The 18,906-nt window shown below is 56.9% G+C and carries 21 protein-coding genes; 6 read left to right on the top strand and 15 right to left on the bottom strand.

What is annotated here, in order from left to right:
* Positions 1-7 precede the first annotated feature (7 nt).
* The 3 genes from I5192_RS15280 to I5192_RS15270 form a co-directional block, all read right to left on the bottom strand.
* A complete protein-coding gene (locus I5192_RS15280) occupies positions 8-397 on the bottom strand; it encodes a hypothetical protein (protein WP_223117211.1) in 390 nt (129 codons plus the stop codon).
* Complete coding sequence (locus I5192_RS15275) at positions 394-645, bottom strand: hypothetical protein (RefSeq protein WP_170394756.1); 252 nt, start codon at positions 643-645, stop codon at positions 394-396. The genes I5192_RS15280 and I5192_RS15275 overlap by 4 nt, the downstream gene beginning before the upstream one ends.
* 96 nt (positions 646-741) lie before the next feature.
* Positions 742-2,769, bottom strand: a complete 2,028-nt coding sequence (locus tag I5192_RS15270) for an NADPH-dependent 2,4-dienoyl-CoA reductase (RefSeq protein ID WP_223117209.1) — start codon at positions 2,767-2,769, stop codon at positions 742-744.
* A 137-nt stretch (positions 2,770-2,906) separates the two neighbouring features.
* Between I5192_RS15270 and I5192_RS15265 the strand changes: the two genes are divergently transcribed.
* The gene (locus tag I5192_RS15265) at positions 2,907-3,392 is read left to right on the top strand and encodes an RNA pyrophosphohydrolase (RefSeq protein WP_223117208.1); all 486 of its coding nucleotides are present in this window, start codon (positions 2,907-2,909) and stop codon (positions 3,390-3,392) included.
* Between the two features lie 6 nt (positions 3,393-3,398).
* Here the strand turns inward: I5192_RS15265 and I5192_RS15260 are convergent, their stop codons facing one another.
* From I5192_RS15260 to I5192_RS15240, 5 genes are all read right to left on the bottom strand, one after another.
* Positions 3,399-4,736, bottom strand: coding sequence for a serine hydrolase (locus I5192_RS15260; protein ID WP_223117207.1), 1,338 nt, complete (start codon positions 4,734-4,736; stop codon positions 3,399-3,401).
* An 83-nt stretch (positions 4,737-4,819) separates the two neighbouring features.
* Entirely contained in the window at positions 4,820-5,809 is a 990-nt protein-coding gene (locus I5192_RS15255; RefSeq protein WP_170466608.1) for an adenosine kinase, read from the bottom strand.
* Positions 5,806-6,450, bottom strand: coding sequence for an endonuclease III (nth, locus tag I5192_RS15250; RefSeq protein WP_170426127.1), 645 nt, complete (start codon positions 6,448-6,450; stop codon positions 5,806-5,808). The genes I5192_RS15255 and nth overlap by 4 nt, the downstream gene beginning before the upstream one ends.
* A gap of 96 nt (positions 6,451-6,546) precedes the next feature.
* Positions 6,547-7,188 carry a cysteine hydrolase gene (locus tag I5192_RS15245; RefSeq protein WP_170426129.1) on the bottom strand — a complete coding sequence of 214 codons (642 nt, stop codon included), beginning with the start codon at positions 7,186-7,188 and terminating at the stop codon, positions 6,547-6,549.
* A gap of 1 nt (position 7,189) precedes the next feature.
* Complete coding sequence (locus I5192_RS15240) at positions 7,190-7,639, bottom strand: MarR family winged helix-turn-helix transcriptional regulator (protein ID WP_170426131.1); 450 nt, start codon at positions 7,637-7,639, stop codon at positions 7,190-7,192.
* Positions 7,640-7,759: 120 nt separating this feature from the next.
* On the opposite strand from I5192_RS15240, the gene I5192_RS15235 reads away from it, so the two are divergent.
* Both I5192_RS15235 and I5192_RS15230 read left to right on the top strand, forming a co-directional pair.
* Positions 7,760-8,611, top strand: a complete 852-nt coding sequence (locus I5192_RS15235) for a bifunctional helix-turn-helix domain-containing protein/methylated-DNA--[protein]-cysteine S-methyltransferase (protein WP_170394731.1) — start codon at positions 7,760-7,762, stop codon at positions 8,609-8,611.
* Positions 8,612-8,786: 175 nt separating this feature from the next.
* Positions 8,787-9,221: a glyoxalase superfamily protein gene (locus tag I5192_RS15230; RefSeq protein ID WP_223117206.1), complete on the top strand. Its 435-nt coding sequence runs from the start codon at positions 8,787-8,789 to the stop codon at positions 9,219-9,221.
* Between the two features lie 55 nt (positions 9,222-9,276).
* Here I5192_RS15230 and I5192_RS15225 read toward each other — a convergent pair whose 3' ends face one another.
* A complete protein-coding gene (locus I5192_RS15225; protein ID WP_223117205.1) occupies positions 9,277-10,716 on the bottom strand; it encodes an aldehyde dehydrogenase family protein in 1,440 nt (479 codons plus the stop codon).
* A gap of 218 nt (positions 10,717-10,934) precedes the next feature.
* Here I5192_RS15225 and I5192_RS15220 point away from each other — a divergent pair, with 218 nt between their 5' ends.
* Complete coding sequence (locus tag I5192_RS15220) at positions 10,935-11,585, top strand: peroxiredoxin (RefSeq protein ID WP_170408508.1); 651 nt, start codon at positions 10,935-10,937, stop codon at positions 11,583-11,585.
* A 39-nt stretch (positions 11,586-11,624) separates the two neighbouring features.
* On the opposite strand, the gene I5192_RS15215 is transcribed toward I5192_RS15220, so the two are convergent.
* Positions 11,625-12,620 (bottom strand): Hint domain-containing protein, encoded by a 996-nt coding sequence (locus I5192_RS15215; RefSeq protein ID WP_223117204.1) that lies wholly within the window; start codon positions 12,618-12,620, stop codon positions 11,625-11,627.
* Between the two features lie 316 nt (positions 12,621-12,936).
* Positions 12,937-13,566, bottom strand: a complete 630-nt coding sequence (locus I5192_RS15210; protein ID WP_170394716.1) for a TIGR02466 family protein — start codon at positions 13,564-13,566, stop codon at positions 12,937-12,939.
* 250 nt (positions 13,567-13,816) lie between these two features.
* Between I5192_RS15210 and I5192_RS15205 the strand changes: the two genes are divergently transcribed.
* On the top strand, positions 13,817-14,398 hold the full coding sequence (locus I5192_RS15205) for a hypothetical protein (protein WP_223117203.1): 582 nt from the start codon (positions 13,817-13,819) through the stop codon (positions 14,396-14,398).
* Positions 14,399-14,434: 36 nt separating this feature from the next.
* The gene (locus I5192_RS15200) at positions 14,435-14,935 is read left to right on the top strand and encodes a LuxR C-terminal-related transcriptional regulator (protein WP_170394711.1); all 501 of its coding nucleotides are present in this window, start codon (positions 14,435-14,437) and stop codon (positions 14,933-14,935) included.
* Positions 14,936-15,227: 292 nt separating this feature from the next.
* Here the strand turns inward: I5192_RS15200 and pnp are convergent, their stop codons facing one another.
* The 4 genes from pnp to I5192_RS15180 form a co-directional block, all read right to left on the bottom strand.
* Positions 15,228-17,378 carry a polyribonucleotide nucleotidyltransferase gene (gene pnp, locus I5192_RS15195; protein WP_170394709.1) on the bottom strand — a complete coding sequence of 717 codons (2,151 nt, stop codon included), beginning with the start codon at positions 17,376-17,378 and terminating at the stop codon, positions 15,228-15,230.
* Between the two features lie 224 nt (positions 17,379-17,602).
* Positions 17,603-17,971 carry a DUF1761 family protein gene (locus I5192_RS15190; protein WP_170802591.1) on the bottom strand — a complete coding sequence of 123 codons (369 nt, stop codon included), beginning with the start codon at positions 17,969-17,971 and terminating at the stop codon, positions 17,603-17,605.
* Positions 17,968-18,390, bottom strand: a complete 423-nt coding sequence (locus tag I5192_RS15185; RefSeq protein WP_223117202.1) for an SRPBCC domain-containing protein — start codon at positions 18,388-18,390, stop codon at positions 17,968-17,970. The genes I5192_RS15190 and I5192_RS15185 overlap by 4 nt, the downstream gene beginning before the upstream one ends.
* A complete protein-coding gene (locus I5192_RS15180) occupies positions 18,371-18,724 on the bottom strand; it encodes a helix-turn-helix transcriptional regulator (RefSeq protein ID WP_170426150.1) in 354 nt (117 codons plus the stop codon). Before I5192_RS15180 ends, I5192_RS15185 begins: the two co-directional genes overlap by 20 nt.
* Positions 18,725-18,906 lie beyond the last annotated feature (182 nt).

Genomic DNA, 18,906 nt, shown 5'->3' with positions numbered 1-18,906 from the left:
AACACGATTATGCGTCGGCAGGCAGCAGGAATATATCGCGCGCAAGCTGCATGTTGAGACGTTCCGCAGAATACCATTGGTTGAGTACTGACTTGGCCATCAGGTCGGAATTTTCCTGTGCGAAACTCTTAAAGTCAGTAGCTTGCGTGTTGGCCAGCCGCTCTGCGATCAGGCTCATGAATGCGTAGGTGATTGTCAGATTGAACTTGTCCGGTGCGCCTGCGTTCGCTGCTAACGTGCGAATTACCTTGGCGTAGATCGCTGCGGCATCGATGAAATCATACTTGTGTAGCAGGTCATAAGCGACTTGCACATGTTCGGCGTGTCCGAACGTTGCGTTGTCGATTGCGTGTGCTTCAAATGCGATGGTGACGTCGGCGTATCGCGATGCGCTCATTCTTCATCCTCCTTGAAACGGTGGCTGTCTTCAGCTGTCCAATCGAAGTCGTAGACACTTTTGAGCTGTTTGATCTTCTTCAGCGTCTCTTCAGAGAAGGCTGGCTTGTTCTCAAAGCTGTGCAGCGCAATGCCCTCAATCAGGTCGCCAAGGGTCATGTCCAGCGATTCTGCCAGCCCTTTGAGAACTTTCAGAAGCCGCTTCTCGATTCGAATTCCTGTTTGGGTGCGTTCTATTTTCTGACTCATGTGGTACATATGTATATCGATAACAATTGAGTCAAGGAAAACGAAAAAAGCCGCCTCTTCCGGGGCGGCTTTCTCCAGCGCACTGGCATTACAACGTCAGAACGCTGCCGCCAGACGTGTGCCCTGATTGATCGCACGTTTGGCGTCCAGCTCAGCTGCCACATCTGCGCCACCAATCACATGCGGGGTCATTCCACGTTCGATCAGCTCATCCGCCAGCGACCGGTCCGAGACCTGCCCGGCACATAGGACGATCGACTCGGCTGCGATGACGGTTGGATCATCGCGGGTTTCGCCAAAGCTGACATGCAGGCCGTCCTCGTCGATGCGCTCATAATTTACACCACCAACGAAACTGACGTCCTTCATCTTTAATGTCGCGCGGTGGATCCAGCCCGTTGTCTTTCCTAGCCCCTTGCCGTGACGCTGCGCCTTGCGCTGCAGCAGCGTGACCTGCCGTGCTGGTGCTTCGGGCTGCGGGCCCTCGGGGGCCAGGCCCGAGCGGTGTTCTGCGGGGTCGGTCACGCCCCATTCCTTCATCCACAATGGAAGGTCCGTGGTTGGGCTGTGACCGTCTTCCAGCAGGAATTCGGAGACATCGAACCCGATGCCTCCGGCCCCGATCACGGCAACGGTGCTGCCGACCTCGGCCTTGTCGCGCAGCACGTCGATGTAGCTGAGCACATTGTCCCGATCCTGGCCGGGAATCTGTGGATCACGAGGAGTGACACCGGTGGCGATGACCACCTCATCATAACCGGTCAGATCATCCGCGCTGACCTCGCGGTTCAGTTCGACCGTCACGCCTAGGTCGTCCATCATGGTGCGATACCAGTCAACCAGTCCCCAGAACTCTTCTTTCCCTGGCACCTGTTTGGCCATGTTCAATTGCCCGCCTATCTCGGCGGCGCGATCAAACAGGGTTACATCATGGCCGCGCTGGGCAGCTGTCATCGCGGTGGACAAACCTGCAGGGCCAGCGCCGACAACGGCCACTGTCTTGCGTGTCTCGGCCTTGCCGATCACCAATTCAGTCTCATGACAGGCGCGCGGATTGACCAGGCATGAGGTCAGCTTGCCGCTGAAAGTGTGGTCCAGACAGGCCTGATTGCATGCGATGCACGGGGCGATCTTCGCGGCTTCATCCGCAATCGCCTTGTTCACGAAATCCGCATCGGCCAGCATCGGCCGCGCCAGAGACACCATATCGGCGCAACCGGTCGATAGAACTTCTTCGGCAACCTCAGGCGTGTTGATCCGGTTCGAGGTGATCACCGGAATCCCGACTTTACCCATCAGCTTCTTGGTAACCCACGCAAATGCAGCACGGGGAACGCTGGTAGCAATCGTCGGAATCCGCGCCTCATGCCAACCGATACCGGTGTTGATGATCGTTGCCCCGGCCTGCTCAATCCGCTGCGCAAGTTCAACGACTTCGTCATGGGTCGACCCATTGGGCACAAGATCAATCATCGAAAGGCGATAGATGATGATGAAATCGCTCCCCACGGCTTCCCGCGTGCGGCGCACCACCTCAATGGGCAGACGCATCCTGTTCTCGTATGACCCACCCCAGCGATCCTCGCGCTTGTTGGTGTGGGTCACGAGGAACTGGTTCAGGAAATACCCCTCGGAGCCCATGATCTCGACCCCGTCATAGCCCGCCTTCTGGGCCAGAACAGCCGCGTTGACGATGTCGCTGATTTGCTTCTCGATACCCTCTTCGTCCAACTCATGCGGCGGAAACGGAGAAATTGGGGATTTCACCGGGCTGGGGGCCACGCATTTCGGACCATAGGCATAGCGCCCCGCATGCAGAATCTGCATCGCGATCTTGCCGCCTGCCTCATGCACACGTTTGGTCACAATGGAATGGTTCGCCACCTCTTCATCATTGGTCATCATCGAGGCCCCGGGCAGCACCGAGCCCTCAAGGTTCGGGCCAATCCCACCCGTCACCATCAAAGCAACACCACCGCGCGCGCGATCCGCGTAGAACTCGGCGACACGGATCCAGTCGCCGGTCTCTTCCAGACCGGTATGCATCGAGCCCATCAGCACGCGGTTCTTCAACGTGGTAAAACCCAGATCCAGCGGGGCCAACATGTTTGGGTACGCAGTCATGGCAAACTCTCCCTCCCGACTTTGACCGTCAGATTGACCTTCGCGTCACCTTTGTCACGCGAAACCTAACGTCATTCCCTTTGCCTTTACTGCGGCGCTTGCTAGAGACGCAGCAAAGCTTAATCACGAGGCCGCGCATGACCCCTGATGAAATCGCCAAACTGCCCTATCGCCCCTGCGTGGGACTGATGTTGATGAATGCCGAGGGGAAAATCTTTGTCGGTCAGCGCAATGATCGTCACAAGGACGCCTGGCAGATGCCGCAGGGCGGCGTGGACAAGGGCGAAGACCCGCGCGATGCGGCCCTGCGCGAGCTTTGGGAAGAAACTGGAGTGCCCGCTGATCTTGTGGAAATCATCGCCGAGACCGACGGCTGGCTGCCCTATGACCTACCGCATGACATTGTGCCGAAAATCTGGAAGGGCCGGTATCGCGGGCAGGAGCAGAAATGGTACCTGATGCGGTTTCTGGGCCGGGATGATCAGATCGACATCGCAACCGAGCACCCCGAGTTCACCCACTGGAAATGGCAGACCACGACGCGGCTGGTCGATGAGATCGTGCCGTTCAAAAAGGACGTCTACCAGCAGGTGCTTTCTGCGTTTCAGCCGCATCTCGGGTAGTTCGGGTTAGGAACCAAGCGCCGTAATCACCGCTTTGGCCAGCGGCAGCGGGGAATAACCGGTATCGGACGGTGTAAGCCCCAATCGCACGATCACCAGATCACGCGAAGGGAATATCCCGACCGATTGCCCATCGTGTCCGGCCATCCAGACCGCATCTTCGAACGGGGGTTCTCCACCCGGCACGTCGCGCCACAAGTGACCTTTGGCATATGCCCCGCCCGAGACAGCAACCGGTTCGAACATCCAGTCAGTGAACCCTTCGGGCAGAATTTGCTGCCCGTCCCATGTGCCGCCCTGCAGCAGGAATTGCCCATATCGTGCCCAATCCCGCGCTGTGGCGTACATATAGCTTGAGCCGACAAAGGTGTCAGAAACATCAGTTTCAAGTATGGCCGAGGTCATGCCCAGTGGCAGCAGGAGTGCGCGCTGCGGATAGGACAAGCTGTCATCTTTGACCTGATCCTGCCAGACCCGCGCCAAGACGGTGGATGTGCCCGACGAATAGTTGAATTCAGTATTTGGCTCAGCCTCGGCCTCAAGCGAAGTGACAAACCCCGCCATGTCGTCGCTCAGATATAACATCCGAGTCACGTCCGAGACGTCACCATAGCCTTCGTTCCATCGCAGGCCGCTGGACATGGTCAACATATCCTCGACGGTAATGTGCTGCCGGTTGTCCTCTGCCCAATCGGGAAATGAATCGACCAGTGTATCCGTCAACTTCATCTGACCGGATTTTATCAGCGTTCCAATCAATCCAGAGGTTATGGTTTTGGTCATTGACCAGCCCAGAAGAGGGGTATTTTCGTCGAATCCATCCGCATAAGCCTCACCAATGATCCGGCCATCATGCACCACAACTACGGCGCGGAAGCCCTTTCCCAGAATGGTCGGGTCCGACAGAACCATTGCCAATTTGGAGTTCTGCGCTGGGGCCACGGTGGTGCCTTCCGGCCAAAGTGCATCAGACAGCGCGGGCAGAGTGTTTAGCTGGGCGTTGACCGGTTGGGCCTCATGCGTATTCGCACATCCAAGCCCCTCGCGATATTGGCTGGTCGCAGGGGCGAAGATCCCGAGTAGCTTTGCAGATACTGATTGCGCCTCGGGGTCAACCGAGACCGAGACGTGTTTCAGCAACGGATGCCCGGGCGCCTGCACATCAACCGCCAGTACCTCCTGCGCATCCCGCCCGGCGATGAACACGTTAGAACAGACGATCTTGGCCGAATAGTTGGTCCCGACTCGCAACAGGTCGGGCGGAGAGATCAGCAGGTACCCAACGCCGGCCACAAGCCCCAACGCCAATGTTCCTGCGGTGATCCTGAGTGCTCTGCCCAACATGAATTGGCTCCCCCCTTACATCCAAAAAAAAGGGTAGCCATCCCGAAATGTGACGCACCAGCGTTACGTTGCGTTTCGCGGGATCAGAGCAATCCCTCAGCCCGCAGCAATTCCTGCATATTCGCCTCGGGCCGGGGGCCGATATGGCTGATGACTTCGCGTGCGCAGACGTTGCCAATTTTTGCGCAGGTCTCGTAATCGCGGCCCGTCGCCATGCCGAACAGGAATCCGGCGGCGAATTGATCGCCCGCGCCGGTCGCGTCCACGGGTACGACCTTTTCAACCGGTACATCGATGCGCGCGTTGCCGTTCAGAACAGTCACCCCGTCGCCCGACCGGGTGCAAACGACCAGAGGGCAAATCTCGGCCGTTTTCGCCAGCGCCTCCTCAAGATCGTCGGTTTCGAACAGCGATTTGATCTCCGCCTCGTTGCCGATTACAAAATCCAGCTCATTCTCGATCAGCAGCAGGAAATCGACCCGGTGCCGTTCTACACAGAACGGGTCAGAAATGGCGATGCCCGCCTTGCCGCCACCCTTATGGCAGTTGCGCGCGGCCTCCAGGAATGCCGCCTTGCCCTTTTCCTTGTCGAACAGATAGCCCTCGAGGAACATGATCTGGCTGTTGCCCGCAACGTCTTCCGAGACATCCCGAGAAGACAGCTCGGACGAAATACCCAGATAGGTGTTCATCGACCGCTCGCCATCCGGTGAGACAAAGATCATTGAACGCGAGGTTGGCAGCTCGCCCCCCGGCACCGGCGGGTTCACGAAATCCACCCCATCCTCGTTCATCGCATCCGCATAGAACCGCCCCAGCGCATCATCATGCACCCGCCCGATAAACGCCGAATCCAGACCCAGTGCACCCGCACCCGCAATGGTATTGGCAACCGAGCCGCCCGGCGTCTGCACCCGGCCTTCCATCGAGGCATACAGTACCTCGCCGCGCTCCTGTTCGATCAGCTGCATGATGCCCTTTTCGATGCCCATCAGCTCAAGGAAACTGTCATCGGCTTGGGAAATCACGTCCACAACGGCGTTTCCGATGCCGGTCAGTTGGTAGGTTTTCATTCGGTTTTGTCCTCAAATTCGCAGAGATCGCGGATGATACAGGTAGGGCACTGCGGTTTGCGTGCCTTGCAGTGATAGCGGCCATGCAGGATCAGCCAGTGATGCGCATGCAGCTGAAAGTCGGTCGGTATGTTGTCTTCGATGGCGCGTTCGACGGCGTCCACATTCTTGCCCGGACAAATGCCGGTGCGGTTACCGACGCGGAAGATATGCGTGTCCACGGCCTGCGCCGGATATCGCCACCACATGTTCAGGACAACATTGGCTGTCTTGCGCCCCACACCCGGTAGCGATTGAAGCGCCGCGCGGGAGTTGGGCACCTCACCGCCATAGTCTTCGACCAGAATGCGACTCAGCTTGATTACGTTCTTGGCCTTCTGGCGGAACAGGCCGATGGTCTTGATGTGTTCGATCAGACCTTCTTCGCCCAGATCCAGCATCTTCTGCGGCGTGTCGGCGATCTTGAATAGCGCGCGCGTAGCCTTGTTGACGCCGGCATCGGTCGCCTGCGCTGACAGTGCGACGGCAACGACCAGAGTATAGACGTTTACATGCTCCAACTCGCCCTTGGGTTCAGGGTCGGCGTCGTGAAAACGCGTAAAGATCTCGCGGATCTTGTGGTATCCGAGTTGTTTGGCCATCCGAGCCTTAATGCCCTGCCAGACAAGCGGTCGCAATTGAAAAGGTGCGTTTTGGTTTTGCCTAGGCGCGGGTCTTGGTCGATTTATCCCTATGCCTCACTTCTGCAGTCGGAAATCCACCCCCGCCGTTGCAAGTTGATCCCTGATCCCCTGCCACCGGTTCGGATCAGCCGCCAGAACGGCTGCCGAATTGATCTGAACCCGGTATCCTCGATTGAGCGCGCCCTGCGCGGTCTTATTCACGCAATGACACCCGTCCAACCCTGTCAGAACCAGCGTTCCGATCCGTTTGTCTTGCAGGAACCGTTCAAAGCCCGGCGAAGAAAAGGCGTCACCTACGGATTTTACAAACTCGGCATCGGGATTCAGCGCAAGACGCGGATCCAACCCAACTCCGTCGGAACCTGCGTTGCCGCGCCCCTGATTGAACCACCCGTTCAGCAAGTTCGCCAGCCGTCCCTTGAATTCATGACGGATGGCAATCACGGACCAGTCAGACTGGCGGGCGCTGTCCGTCGTTGACCGGATCGTCGACAAGGCACCCTCAATTTGTGCGTCATCCCAGGTGGGTATCGAGGTAAAATCTGTTTGCATATCAATCACCAGCAGCGCCGTTTCAGGCCGCGATGCCAGGTCTATTTTGGCTCCGGTTGTCGGAGTGCCAATCTTTCGGATTTGCAAGAGGATGTACAACACGGCGATCATGATGCTTGCCGCCATTATCCAAAGGACGGTCATGTCAGGCCTCCTTGGCGAGTTCTGCGAAATAGCGGGTCAGGGCCAGCTGAACCTTGTGATAGGCGACAAGCTCTGACGCAGAAAAATCCTGTGCAAAGCGTGTCAGCTTGGCCATCTCATCCGCTCTGATTGCCGTGATCGTCTCTTCGCCCGCAGGGCTCAGCCGGTAGCAGTAGGTGCCTGCACGTTTGGGATTGGGCTGGCTTTCGATCAGCTGTGCGCCCATCAGCTCTTTTAAGATGCGCGAGACATATTGTCGTTTCAGCTGCAACTCGGCGCACAGCAACGGGGCTGTCGCGCCGGGAGATAGCGACAGACCTTCCAAAAGGGCACGTTGCCCGACGGTCACGCCTTTGCGCTGGCTGCCCTGCTCAACCGCTGCCGTGATGTTCCGCAGCAAAGGCCGGGTGGCCTGAACTGCCTGATAAAGCTGATCCAACCTGTGTCCCATACCTGAATGGTAGGAGAAATCGATTTGATTCGTCAACTCAGTTGACAAGATAAAGCGCAGGTTCCGGGTCGCAAGATCGACAGGGGCAAGTTACTGTTCCGGTAACTGATGAGGTGACCGATGAACGTCCAGACAGCAGAAAGCGGATATCATTATAACGTCATGCGGCGCGCGATCGAATTAATCGATCAAGGCGGAGAGAGTCTCAGTCTTGATGAGTTGGCTCGCCAGATGGATATGAGCCCTGCCCATTTTCAGCGTCTGTTCTCACGCTGGACCGGGGTCTCACCGAAGCGATACCAGCAATACCTGACTCTCGGCCATGCCAAAGCTCTGTTGCACGAGCGTTTCACCACGCTGGAAACCGCTCATAATGTGGGGCTGTCCGGCAGTGGGCGGCTTCATGACCTGTTCCTGAAATGGGAATCCATGAGCCCGGGTGAATACGCCCGCAAAGGCGCAGGTCTCACGATCTACTGGGGTTGGTTCGAGTGCCCCTTTGGCCCTGCGCTGGTTATGGGAACTGACAAGGGAATCTGTGGAATCGCCTTTGGGGCCGAGACAGGCGAGGAGGCGGCGATGGAAGACATGATCTCTCGTTGGCCCAATGCTGATTTTGTCGAGGACCCCATGCGCCTGCGGCCTTGGGTGCTCAGCGCCTTCGGTGCGGCCAGCGACCGGTTGGAGCCGACCCCGCTCTACCTGATCGGCTCACCACTGCAGATCAAGGTATGGGAAGCGCTGATGCACATCCCTTCGGGCCAGGTCACCACCTATTCCGAGATCGCGCAGCGGGTCGGCTCACCCCAAGCGGTGCGCGCCGTGGGCACCGCAGTTGGGCGCAACCCGGTCAGTTGGCTGATCCCCTGCCACCGTGCCTTGCGCAAATCGGGCGGCTTAGGCGGCTACCACTGGGGGCTGCCCGTCAAGCGCGCCATGCTGGCCTATGAGGCGGCGCAGGCCGACGCCTGATTGACATTCTGGCGCGTCGTTGCCATATGCACGGCAGGTTCGGGTCCCCTGCCGTTCGCGGCCTTAGGCTTTGGTGAAACCCGATTGAATCACATCTGTTGCCCTTTCCAGGCGCGCGGATGGCAATGCGAACCCCGTCCAGATTTCGCGCCCGTTTCAGGAAACGAGGCACACCATGACACATACTCAGAACATCGCTCCGGTTGCGGAGCTGAAAGAGCAGGCAAAACGCCTGCGCAAACGCCTGCAGGACGCCGGAGTGAAGCTATCGCATAGCGAGGCGCTGGAACTGTTGGCGCATCAACACGGTTCGCGGGATTGGAACACGTTGCACGCGATGGCAGGAAATCGAGTGCAGTTGCGCGTTGGTGATCGGGTTGAGGGCCGATATCTGGGTCAGCCCTTCACCGCCGAAATCCGCGGTCTGACCATGATTGGGGATGGCGGACATCGCCGGGTGACCCTGCAGTTCGACGTGCCCGTAGATGTGGTCCGGTTCGACAGTTTTTCGTCCCTTCGCCAGCGGGTGACAGGTGAGATTGGCTGGGATGGTCGATCCACCCGCCACACGTCGGACGGAGAGCCGCAGCTTATCGTTCGACCTGCCTAAGAAACAAAGCGAGGCACCCTTAGGGTGCCTCACATTTTGATAGCGCCAAGATTGACTATTCGGCGGCCCAACCGCCAACGGCCTTGACCTCAAGGAAGTCCTCCAAGCCCCAAACCCCGCCTTCGCGGCCATTGCCGGACTGTTTCATCCCACCAAACGGGGACCCAGCGCTGCGCGACTGGCCGTTCATCTCAACCATGCCCGACCGCAAGACGCGAGCCATTCGGTTGGCGCGTGCACCGTCTTGGGTCTGAACATAATTGGTCAGCCCGTAAGGTGTGTCATTGGTAATCTCGATGGCTTCTTCTTCGGTATCGAAGGGGATCATGGTCAGAACCGGGCCAAAGATCTCCTCGCGCGCGATGGTCATCTGGTTGTTGGCATCTGCAAAGACCGTAGGACGCACATAGTAGCCCTTGTTCAGTCCCTCAGGGCGACCGGTACCGCCTGCCACAAGACGCGCGCCCTCATCAATTCCTTTCTGGATCAGGTCCTGAATTTTGGTCCACTGCACTTCGTTTACCACCGGCCCGATATGTCGGCCTTCTTCGGCGGCACTGCCGACGGTGACATTGTTTGCCACCTCGGCGGCTGTCTCAACCGCCTGATCATAGATCGGACGCTGCACCAGCATCCGGCTGGGCGCGTTACAGCTTTGACCGGTGTTGTTCATCATGTGCAGGACGCCGCGTTTTACCGCCTTTTCGTCGGCATCGGCGAAGACCACATTGGCCCCTTTGCCACCCAGTTCCAGATGCACTTTCTTCAGTGTATCCGCCGCATTCTTGGAAATCGCCGTGCCCGCGCGGGTCGAACCGGTGAAGCTGACCATATCAACATCTGCGTGCCCCGAGAGCTGAGAGCCCACGCCCACGCCATCGCCATTCACCAGGTTGAAAACACCAGCCGGGAAGCCAGCCTCATCCATCATCTCAGCAAAGATCATCGCGTTCAGCGGGCTTTGCTCGGACGGTTTCAGAACCATCGTGCAGCCCGCAATCGCGGCGGCCCCGACTTTGAGCGTGACCTGATTCATCGGCCAATTCCATGGGGTGATCAGGGCTGCCACACCCACCGCTTCATAGATGATCCGGTCATTCGGCGCATGATCGCCCAACGGACGTTCGAATTGGAACGCCTTGGCGGCACGGATGAAGTTTTTCAGGTGATAGATCCCCGCGCCCGATTGCTGGCTGCGCGCCATTTCGATCGGTGCACCCATCTCCATCGACATCGCCTGGGCCAGATCCTCTGAGCGGGTGGCGTAAATATCGACCAGTTTCTCTACCAAAGCGATGCGCTCGTCCACCGGGGTTGCCATCCAACCAGGCAGAGCAGCTTTGGCCGCAGCAACCGCTGCGTTAGTGTCAGCCTCTGACCCCAATGAGATCACCGCGCATGGTTCTTCGGTCGACGGGTCGATCACTTCGAAATCATTCGGCTCTGATGGGGCGACCCATTTGCCGTTGATATAGAAATCGCGTTTTTCGATCATGGCTCATCCTCCGGATCAGGAATCAATCGACCGAACGGTCGGTTTTCATTCGCACTCTGTCACCCACCCGGGTGTCGGGCAAGGGTAAAACATAATTTGATCAAATTATCTACCTACTGAATCTTCTGACAGCGCAACATGAATGGTTTAACCTCTGCGCAAAGTGATTAGGTTGGCAGCAATCGACTCGCGATTTTTCACAGGAAAGGAGTTTCCCAATGGGTTTGCGCATCAATGATACGGTCCCGAATTTCACCGCAGAGACAGATCAGGGCACCGTCCAGTTTCATGACTGGATTGGCGATAGCTGGGCCATCCTGTTCTCACACCCCAAGGACTTCACTCCTGTTTGCACGACCGAGTTTTCGGCAGTTGCGCAGTTGAACGATGAATGGGCGGCGCGGAACACCAAAGTGATCGGCGTGTCCGTGGACGGTGTCGAAGATCATAAGAAGTGGAAAAAAGATATCGAGGCCTATGGCAACGCCAACCCCGGCTTCCCGATCATCGCCGATGACGGTCTGGCTGTGTCCAAAGCCTTCGACATGCTGCCGGCCGAGGCCTATCTGCCCGACGGCCGCACGCCTGCCGACAGCGCAACTGTACGCTCTGTCTTTATCATCGGACCCGATAAGCAGTTGAAACTGTCCATGACCTACCCGATGACCGTGGGCCGCAACTTTGCCGAGATTCTGCGTGCGCTGGATGGCCTGCAGATGAGCGCCAAGGGCGTGGCAACCCCCGCAAATTGGGTGCCGGGTGAGGATGTGATCATTCCACCTGCGGTCTCCAACGATGAGGCAAAAGAGAAGTTCGGCGAGTTCGAGACGATCTTCCCCTATCTGCGCAAAACCAAAGCGCCGTCGTAATCGGATCAACGGGCAGGGGGCGAAAGCCCCCGCCTTCTTCTAATGCGCAAACGCCGAGGTTGCGCCGCAAGGGGCAGATAGCTCCGGGCGCAGCATCTGCACTTCGTACGGTTTCAGAACCGGCAGCACCGTATCACCATAGCCGCCTGTATCGGAATGAAGCTCAGGGAACAGCTCGAATAGTTCCTCCTTCACTGCACTGCTCATCGCGTCCAGCGTATATCCGCCGGGATAAAACGATTCCGACCACAATCCTTCGACATTCACCAGCTCATGCTGGTCGAATAGAATGTGAATGTACTCGACGCCCCCGCTTGGCGGAACTTGCGTGATAGACTTGCCGTTGAGCAGAGACTTGGCCGTCGCCAACATCATCGGGTGACTATGATGCAATTCCAATGCAGGTGAGGACACGACAACCCGATGCTGAGGTGACAGCAGCAGATCTCGCGATGGTGTCTGCGGCCCAAGACTGCCCGCACTGATCCGGATCGGGCAATGCTTAGGGGTCTGTCTCAGATCCGCCTCAGTCAGCCGTCGCCGACCCACCCAGCGCACGGCCCGACCGGTGCCATCTGCGGTGATCACATGATCGCCTGCTTTGACTTCTTCGATCAGACGCTGGCCCGATGGTGTCAGAATATGTGACCCCGAAGTAAAGCAGACAAAGCTGGGAAGGTTATCATATTCGACCGCAGGTGCAGTACTCTGGGCCAGTGAGTTGCCTGTCAGTACATCGTTAACAGCAACGTTTCCCGAGGTCACAACGATGTATTGCGTACCCGAGAATTGCAGCAGTGTGTAGGTGACCGGTGCACCTCCGACCGTCGCGCTGTAGCCTTCAAATATCTGAAAGCTGCCGGAATTGTTCAGCCCGGGGATTGGGAGGGTATCGAACTGTTGGCTGCCGTTGTTGTCCGGATTTTCGAGAAAATTATCATCATCAGTAATGGTGACCTGAAACCCCTGGGTCACCGTCACACTGGGGTTGCCAAACGGATCTCCGTCGATCTCAAAGATGGTGATAGAGGCCAAAGCGCGGCGACGTCCCAGATGATTTGGATTTCCTTAACTTTGAGCTAACTCAACTTAGAAGTGTTAACATATCGTTTACCGTGACGCGCAGGGCTCGAAAGCGGCACTGATCGAAAAAGGCAGATTGGCTATGGTTGGATCGACTGTGTGCACGCCTGCCGAGGCGGTGGTTGGGATCGGATACGTCAGTTGAACGCGGTCTCGCTGCCAAAGGATTGTATCTTCTGATGGAAACTGAAAGCCGCGCTGACTGCGCTGACCAGGCGAAACATTGCCATGATGTTCGATACCACAGAGGCTGCGTATCTCGAGGCGATTAACTGGGATTCGATTTTGGACGTCGAAAGGTTGCGTTGAAGGCAACCGTGACGCGGCTTTCTATACTTTGGTTTGGGTGGACCCAATGGGTCAGATAGGATGGAAAAAGGATCATTTCGCCGGCTGCCGGGCGCAGCTTCTTTTTGTTCCGAAACGCACTCGCCTGAAGTATGCGCCAGTGAGGCAACTCGTTTCGGGGGTCGAGAAACTCAATCATTCCAGACGAACCTTCTTCGATCTCGGGTTGAGAAACATAGTACACTCCAGACCAATGCGCGCCGGGATGAGTATGCGGCGCATTGTACCCGCCGGAAGGATTGTCGTTTATCCACCCGAACAGTTTCAGGCGAAGTTTATCCGGTTCAACCTTGTCTGAGACCTTTCGTGTTATTTGAAACACCGCATCTTCGGCCGCGTCTCGCAAATTCTGAATAGCGGGCGTATCGCGATCAAAGAGGTTTCCGTTTGAGTGCCATCCGCCGCGATTGGATTTTGAGGCACCCTCGTCTTCCTCACGCATCTTTTCGGCCTCAAACAGAATCGCCGCATTAAGCGCTGCACTGTTAGGCACCACAAATCGCATCATTGGAGTAGAGAAGAGCTTTTCGAATTTCTTGGCTTCGGGCATATCCTCGGTGTCACCTTCAAAAACTACATGGCTGTAAATTCAGATCGGTCCGAGATCAAATTCAGGAATTTGCTCCTGAAAAATTTTTCGGCGCTCTCCAAATCCACGTTCCCGCACATTGCGCGCATTACCCAGTACCGTTGAGGATATAGTTCTTTGGTTCAAGTCTGGCCTAACCAACCTAAGTTATATTCCCATCGCAAAGCGCCGATGTTTTAGTTCAATTGGCAATTCCTTTGAGGATGGGAACATGAACAAGAAAACTATCGGTCTGACATCAACTTTCGTTCTGATGGCCACCACGGCGCTTTCGCAAACCACCAAGCAAGACATCATCGACGAACTCACAGAACAAGGTTTCCAACGAATCGAAATAACCAACACGCTGTTTGGGAATCTTCGCTTTGAAGCAACTGGACCTGGAATCGAGAGAGAAGTGGTGCTGGGGAAAGACGGAACCATCGTTCGGGATCGTTCAGAGCGAGACGATGAGTTCGACGATGAGGAAGATGACGACGAAGATTTTGATGACGAAGATGACGACGAAGATGACGACGAAGGATTTGATGACGAAGGTGACGATGACGAAGGTGACGATGACGAAGGCGATGGGGAAAACGATAGCGAAGGCGACGATGGTGAACGCGACAGCGAAGGCGACGATGGTGAGCGCGACAGCGAAGGTGACGATGGCGAGCGCGATAGCGAAGGCGACGATGGCGAACGCGATAGCGAAGGCGATGACGGCGAACGCGATAGCGAAGGCGACGATGGCGAGCGCGACGGTGAAGGTGACGATGGCGAAGGGGATGACGAAGGCGACGATGATTAATTCAGCTTCCAACTTGAGCCCAAGCGAGATTGGGGTTTGAACAAATGGTTTAAAAAAGAAGCCATGTTCAAAGCGGGGATCGCTGTATATGCGATCTCTGCTTTGACGTTTGTGATCGAATTGATTGGCGAAATAACAGGGTACTACATTTTTTCCGCGAGTTGGGTGGTCCATGAAATCACGGCTCTCATCACCCTATTTGGGTTTATTCTTGGGGGGCTTTTGATTTGGCAAAGCCACAGGCTGTTTTTGCGACGTCACCAAGAAGTCAAACAGAACCTGCGGAAGGCTCAAGGCGAGTTTTTTCGAATGCTGGAACTACAGTTCGACCGTTGGGGCCTTAGTGCTGCGGAACGAGATGTTGCACTTCTCACCGTAAAGGGCCTGTCCCTCGCAGAAATAGCTAAACTGCGCGAGACCAGCGAGGGAACAATCAAGTCCCAGAACAATTCAATCTACAAAAAAGCCAAGGTCAAATCGAGGACGCAACTGTTAGGCGCGCTCATAGAAGAGCTTTTGATCGAAGAAAAGAAATAAACCAAGAAACGATCGGATATCGTCGTAAATTCATTCATTTATCGGCAATGAGTAGAAAAGAATGCCCAAGTAGATGCCCCGGGCCTGTAAAGCCAACGTTTTAAGTGGTTGTGAGGCTCTGTTTCAGGGCAATGCACTCAACAATCAGAATTGTAGCCTCATCAAAATTGAAGCCTACCCCAGCAAGCAGATGGTCGGCACATTCCACAGCATCGCTGCGGCACTCGACATTCGCCCAAAGAGAAAGGCCCCGGCGGATTACCGGGGCCTTCGTTCTTGCAAAAGAGGCAGATTACTCTGCGCTTTCCTCTTTCTTTTCTTTCTTCTCGGGAACGATCTCTTCGCCGGTTTCCTGATCGACAACTTTCATCGACAGGCGCACCTTGCCGCGATCGTCAAAGCCCAGCAGCTTGACCTTTACTTCCTGACCTTCTTTCAGAACATCCGACGGATGGTTCAGGCGTCGGTTTTCGATCTGGGACACGTGCACCAGACCGTCGCGCTTGCCAAAGAAGTTCACGAAGGCACCGAAGTCGACGATCTTGACCACTTTACCGGTGTAGATCTGGCCTTCTTCCGGCTCAGCAACGATCGAGTGGATCATCTCATAGGCCTTCTTGATCGATTCACCGTCGGGCGACGCGATCTTGATGACGCCGTCGTCATTGATGTCGACCTTGGCACCCGAAACCTCGACGATCTCGCGGATGACCTTACCGCCCGAGCCGATCACTTCGCGGATCTTGTCGGTTGGGATGTTCATGGTCTCGATGCGCGGGGCGTGGACCGAGAATTCGTTGGTCTCGGACAGGGCTTTGCCCATCTCACCCAGAATGTGCATCCGGCCGTCCTTGGCTTGCGCCAGGGCTTTCTCCATGATCTCGGGCGTGATGCCCGCAACCTTGATGTCCATCTGCAGCGAGGTGATGCCGTTTTCGGTACCCGCCACCTTGAAGTCCATGTCGCCCAGGTGGTCTTCGTCACCCAGAATGTCCGACAGGATGGCGTATTCGCCGTCATCTTCCAGGATCAGACCCATGGCCACACCGGCAACCGGTGCTTTGAGCGGAACGCCCGCATCCATCATCGACAGCGAACCGCCGCAGACCGACGCCATCGAGGACGAGCCGTTGGATTCGGTGATCTCCGACACGATGCGGATCGTGTAGGGGAAGTCGGTCGCCGCAGGCAGAACCGCCTGCAGGGCACGCCATGCCAGCTTGCCGTGGCCGATCTCACGACGGCCCGGACCACCCACGCGGCCAACTTCGCCAACCGAGTAGGGGGGGAAGTTGTAATGCAGCAGAAAGTTCGATTTGAAGTTGCCGTGCAGCGCGTCGATGAACTGCTCATCGTCACCGGTGCCCAGCGTGGTCACGGCCAACGCCTGAGTCTCACCACGGGTGAACAGGGCAGAACCGTGGGTCCGCGGCAGCATCGAGGTTTCTGCGACGATCGAACGGATATCGGTGGTCGAACGACCGTCGATACGTTTGCCGCCTTTGACGACGTCACCGCGCAGAATGCCTGCTTCCAGCTTCTTCATTGCGGAACCGAGGTTGCCGTCTTCCAGCTGCTCTTCGGTCAGCGCTTCCTTGATCGCTTCACGGGCCGCGGCAACAGCGGCGGTGCGCTCCTGCTTGTCGGTGATCGCAAACGCGGCGCGCATCTTCTCTTCACCGGCAGCCGAAACAGCGGCGGACAGCTCCGAGTAATCGGGGGCGACGAATTCGAACGGCTCTTTCGCGGCTTCTTCGGCCAGCGAGATGATCAGGTCGATCACGGGCTGAATTTGCTCATGCGCGAAGTTTACCGCGCCCAGCATTTCTGCCTCGGACAGTTCGTACGCTTCCGATTCCACCATCATCACGGCGTCTTTGGTACCGGCAACAACCAGGTCCAGACGCTGTTCAGGGTTCAGGCGCAGGTCCTGCATGTCGTCGACGGTCGGGTTCAGAACGTATTCGCCATCCTCGAAACCAACGCGGGCACCGGCGATCGGACCCATGAACGGCGCGCCCGAGATGGTCAGGGCAGCCGAAGCAGCGATCATTGCAACGATGTCGGGATCGTTGACCAGATCGTGGCTCAGCACGGTGCACATCACCAGAACTTCGTTTTTAAAGCCGTCAACAAACAGCGGGCGGATCGGACGGTCAATCAGACGCGCGGTCAGCGTCTCTTTCTCGGTCGGGCGCGCTTCGCGCTTGAAGAAGCCACCCGGAACCTTACCGGCGGCATAGTATTTTTCTTGATAGTGCACGGTCAGCGGGAAAAAATCCTGACCGGGCTTTTGAGCACGGGCAAAGGTCACGTTTGCCATGACGCTGGTTTCGCCCAGCGTGGCAATCACGCTGCCGTCGGCCTGACGGGCAACCTTGCCGGTTTCCAGTGTCAGCGTCTCTTCGCCCCACTGAATCGATTTCTTTGTTACATCAAACATATGCGTATCCTAGAACGGAGCACTCCCGCCCCTGCGGGTCTCCGGTTTGCATGGCGGCCCCATTGCCGCCGACCCCACTTTATCTTCCATTCGAGTGCCGGGGTCAGGGCACAACGTCTCAGATGACAGGCCCATACATCAGTTTGCAAGCTTTGGAAAGTCGGGAGTTTTTGGGGGGCAGGGGATTGCCTAACCCCCGCCCAAGCTGGGCAGCGGCCGATGTATCAAAGGATAGCGTGCGCCAATATCATCACCACGCCGCAGCCCAGCGCATATCCGGTGTCGACTGCGATGGCGAAGCCGCTTTTCTGCGCCCATGCCCCGACCGATGCGGCCTGAGCAGCCACCGCGAGGATGGCCAGAACTGCAACGCCAAGGCTGTTGGTGGTCTCGGTCACGGCGATCACAGCAGCCAGCAGGATCAGAAATATGATCTGGGCTGCCAGTTGAGGCAGAGGTGGGGTGTCAGGCGGTGTCGGATCGATCCGAGTACCTTCGGCCCAACGTTTCTGAAATCCCACAGGTCCGTAGACCAGCCACCCTAGCAGAAAGGCGGCGGTGACTCCCGCGCCAAGGGCAAGCCAGTTGATCACAGCGCACCCTCCAGCGTCTCAAGGATTCGGGTCCAGCCGCCTTCATGATTGTCTCGGCTTTCTTCCGAAGGGAAGCGGATGTGGTGCAGGCGCAATTCCGTGCCCTTATCGGTTGGAGTGAAATCCAGCGTCACGGTGGAATCGTCCTGACTGTAAGGAGAATTCCAAGTGAATTGCAGCCGATTGGGCCGGTCGATCACCTTGTATTCGCCCTCATGCGGAAGGTCCCCGGCCTCGGGCGCGCGCATGATGATCTTGAACCGGCCCCCTACCTTGGCGTCAGAATAAGCTTCGGGCACTGACATGTTGGGACCGGGCAGCATGAACTTGGCCAGCATTTCCGGGTCTAGCCAAGCATCAAAAACCTTTTCCGGCGGGTGCGGAATGGCGCGGGTTATTTCAAGGGACAGTTCCGTCATCTTCTGGGTCCTCCAAAGCAGTTTCCAAGGCGTCCAGCCGAAGCGCCCAGATCGAACGCAGCCCGGCGAACCAGTCATCCACGGCTGACAAGGGGGCCATCTGCACCTCGATCAGATGCTCGCGCCATTCCGTCCGACGCCGCACCAGCCCGGCATTCTCGAGCACCTTGATGTGCTTGGAAACCGAGTTGAGGCTCATATCGAATTGCCGCGCAATATCCGTCACCCGCAAGGGGCCCTGCTGCGCGAGCATCGTTAGGATCACGCGGCGGGTTGGGTCGGACGCGGCCTTCAATATAGCGCTTAGGTCATAGCGATTCTCTCGTTCAACCATTTGGATGAATTACATGCCTTTTCTGCTTCAGTCAACCATTTGGTTGAATAACAGGATATTTGCAGCTCTGAAAGCTAATTCGGTCGCTCCCACCGCCTAATTATTCGCGAAATCGAATATATTTGGTGAAAATTTAGTATCCGTATAGGCTGAAACCACCATACCTGCGGTCGAAACGACGG

The sequence above is a fragment of the Ruegeria sp. SCSIO 43209 genome (genome assembly GCF_019904295.1).
Lineage (GTDB): Bacteria > Pseudomonadota > Alphaproteobacteria > Rhodobacterales > Rhodobacteraceae > Ruegeria.
This window is presented reverse-complemented; position numbering and strand designations above follow the sequence as displayed.

Bases quoted from the DNA above. Each gene is read 5' to 3' on its own strand.
- I5192_RS15280 (WP_223117211.1), bottom strand. From the start codon at position 397: ATGAGCGCATCGCGATACGCCGACGTCACCATCGCATTTGAAGCACAC.
- I5192_RS15275 (WP_170394756.1), bottom strand. From the start codon at position 645: ATGAGTCAGAAAATAGAACGCACCCAAACAGGAATTCGAATCGAGAAG.
- I5192_RS15270 (WP_223117209.1), bottom strand. From the start codon at position 2,769: ATGACTGCGTACCCAAACATGTTGGCCCCGCTGGATCTGGGTTTTACC.
- I5192_RS15265 (WP_223117208.1), top strand. From the start codon at position 2,907: ATGACCCCTGATGAAATCGCCAAACTGCCCTATCGCCCCTGCGTGGGA.
- I5192_RS15260 (WP_223117207.1), bottom strand. From the start codon at position 4,736: ATGTTGGGCAGAGCACTCAGGATCACCGCAGGAACATTGGCGTTGGGG.
- I5192_RS15255 (WP_170466608.1), bottom strand. From the start codon at position 5,809: ATGAAAACCTACCAACTGACCGGCATCGGAAACGCCGTTGTGGACGTG.
- nth (WP_170426127.1), bottom strand. From the start codon at position 6,450: ATGGCCAAACAACTCGGATACCACAAGATCCGCGAGATCTTTACGCGT.
- I5192_RS15245 (WP_170426129.1), bottom strand. From the start codon at position 7,188: ATGACCGTCCTTTGGATAATGGCGGCAAGCATCATGATCGCCGTGTTG.
- I5192_RS15240 (WP_170426131.1), bottom strand. From the start codon at position 7,639: ATGGGACACAGGTTGGATCAGCTTTATCAGGCAGTTCAGGCCACCCGG.
- I5192_RS15235 (WP_170394731.1), top strand. From the start codon at position 7,760: ATGAACGTCCAGACAGCAGAAAGCGGATATCATTATAACGTCATGCGG.
- I5192_RS15230 (WP_223117206.1), top strand. From the start codon at position 8,787: ATGACACATACTCAGAACATCGCTCCGGTTGCGGAGCTGAAAGAGCAG.
- I5192_RS15225 (WP_223117205.1), bottom strand. From the start codon at position 10,716: ATGATCGAAAAACGCGATTTCTATATCAACGGCAAATGGGTCGCCCCA.
- I5192_RS15220 (WP_170408508.1), top strand. From the start codon at position 10,935: ATGGGTTTGCGCATCAATGATACGGTCCCGAATTTCACCGCAGAGACA.
- I5192_RS15210 (WP_170394716.1), bottom strand. From the start codon at position 13,566: ATGCCCGAAGCCAAGAAATTCGAAAAGCTCTTCTCTACTCCAATGATG.
- I5192_RS15205 (WP_223117203.1), top strand. From the start codon at position 13,817: ATGAACAAGAAAACTATCGGTCTGACATCAACTTTCGTTCTGATGGCC.
- pnp (WP_170394709.1), bottom strand. From the start codon at position 17,378: ATGTTTGATGTAACAAAGAAATCGATTCAGTGGGGCGAAGAGACGCTG.
- I5192_RS15185 (WP_223117202.1), bottom strand. From the start codon at position 18,390: ATGACGGAACTGTCCCTTGAAATAACCCGCGCCATTCCGCACCCGCCG.
- I5192_RS15180 (WP_170426150.1), bottom strand. From the start codon at position 18,724: ATGGTTGAACGAGAGAATCGCTATGACCTAAGCGCTATATTGAAGGCC.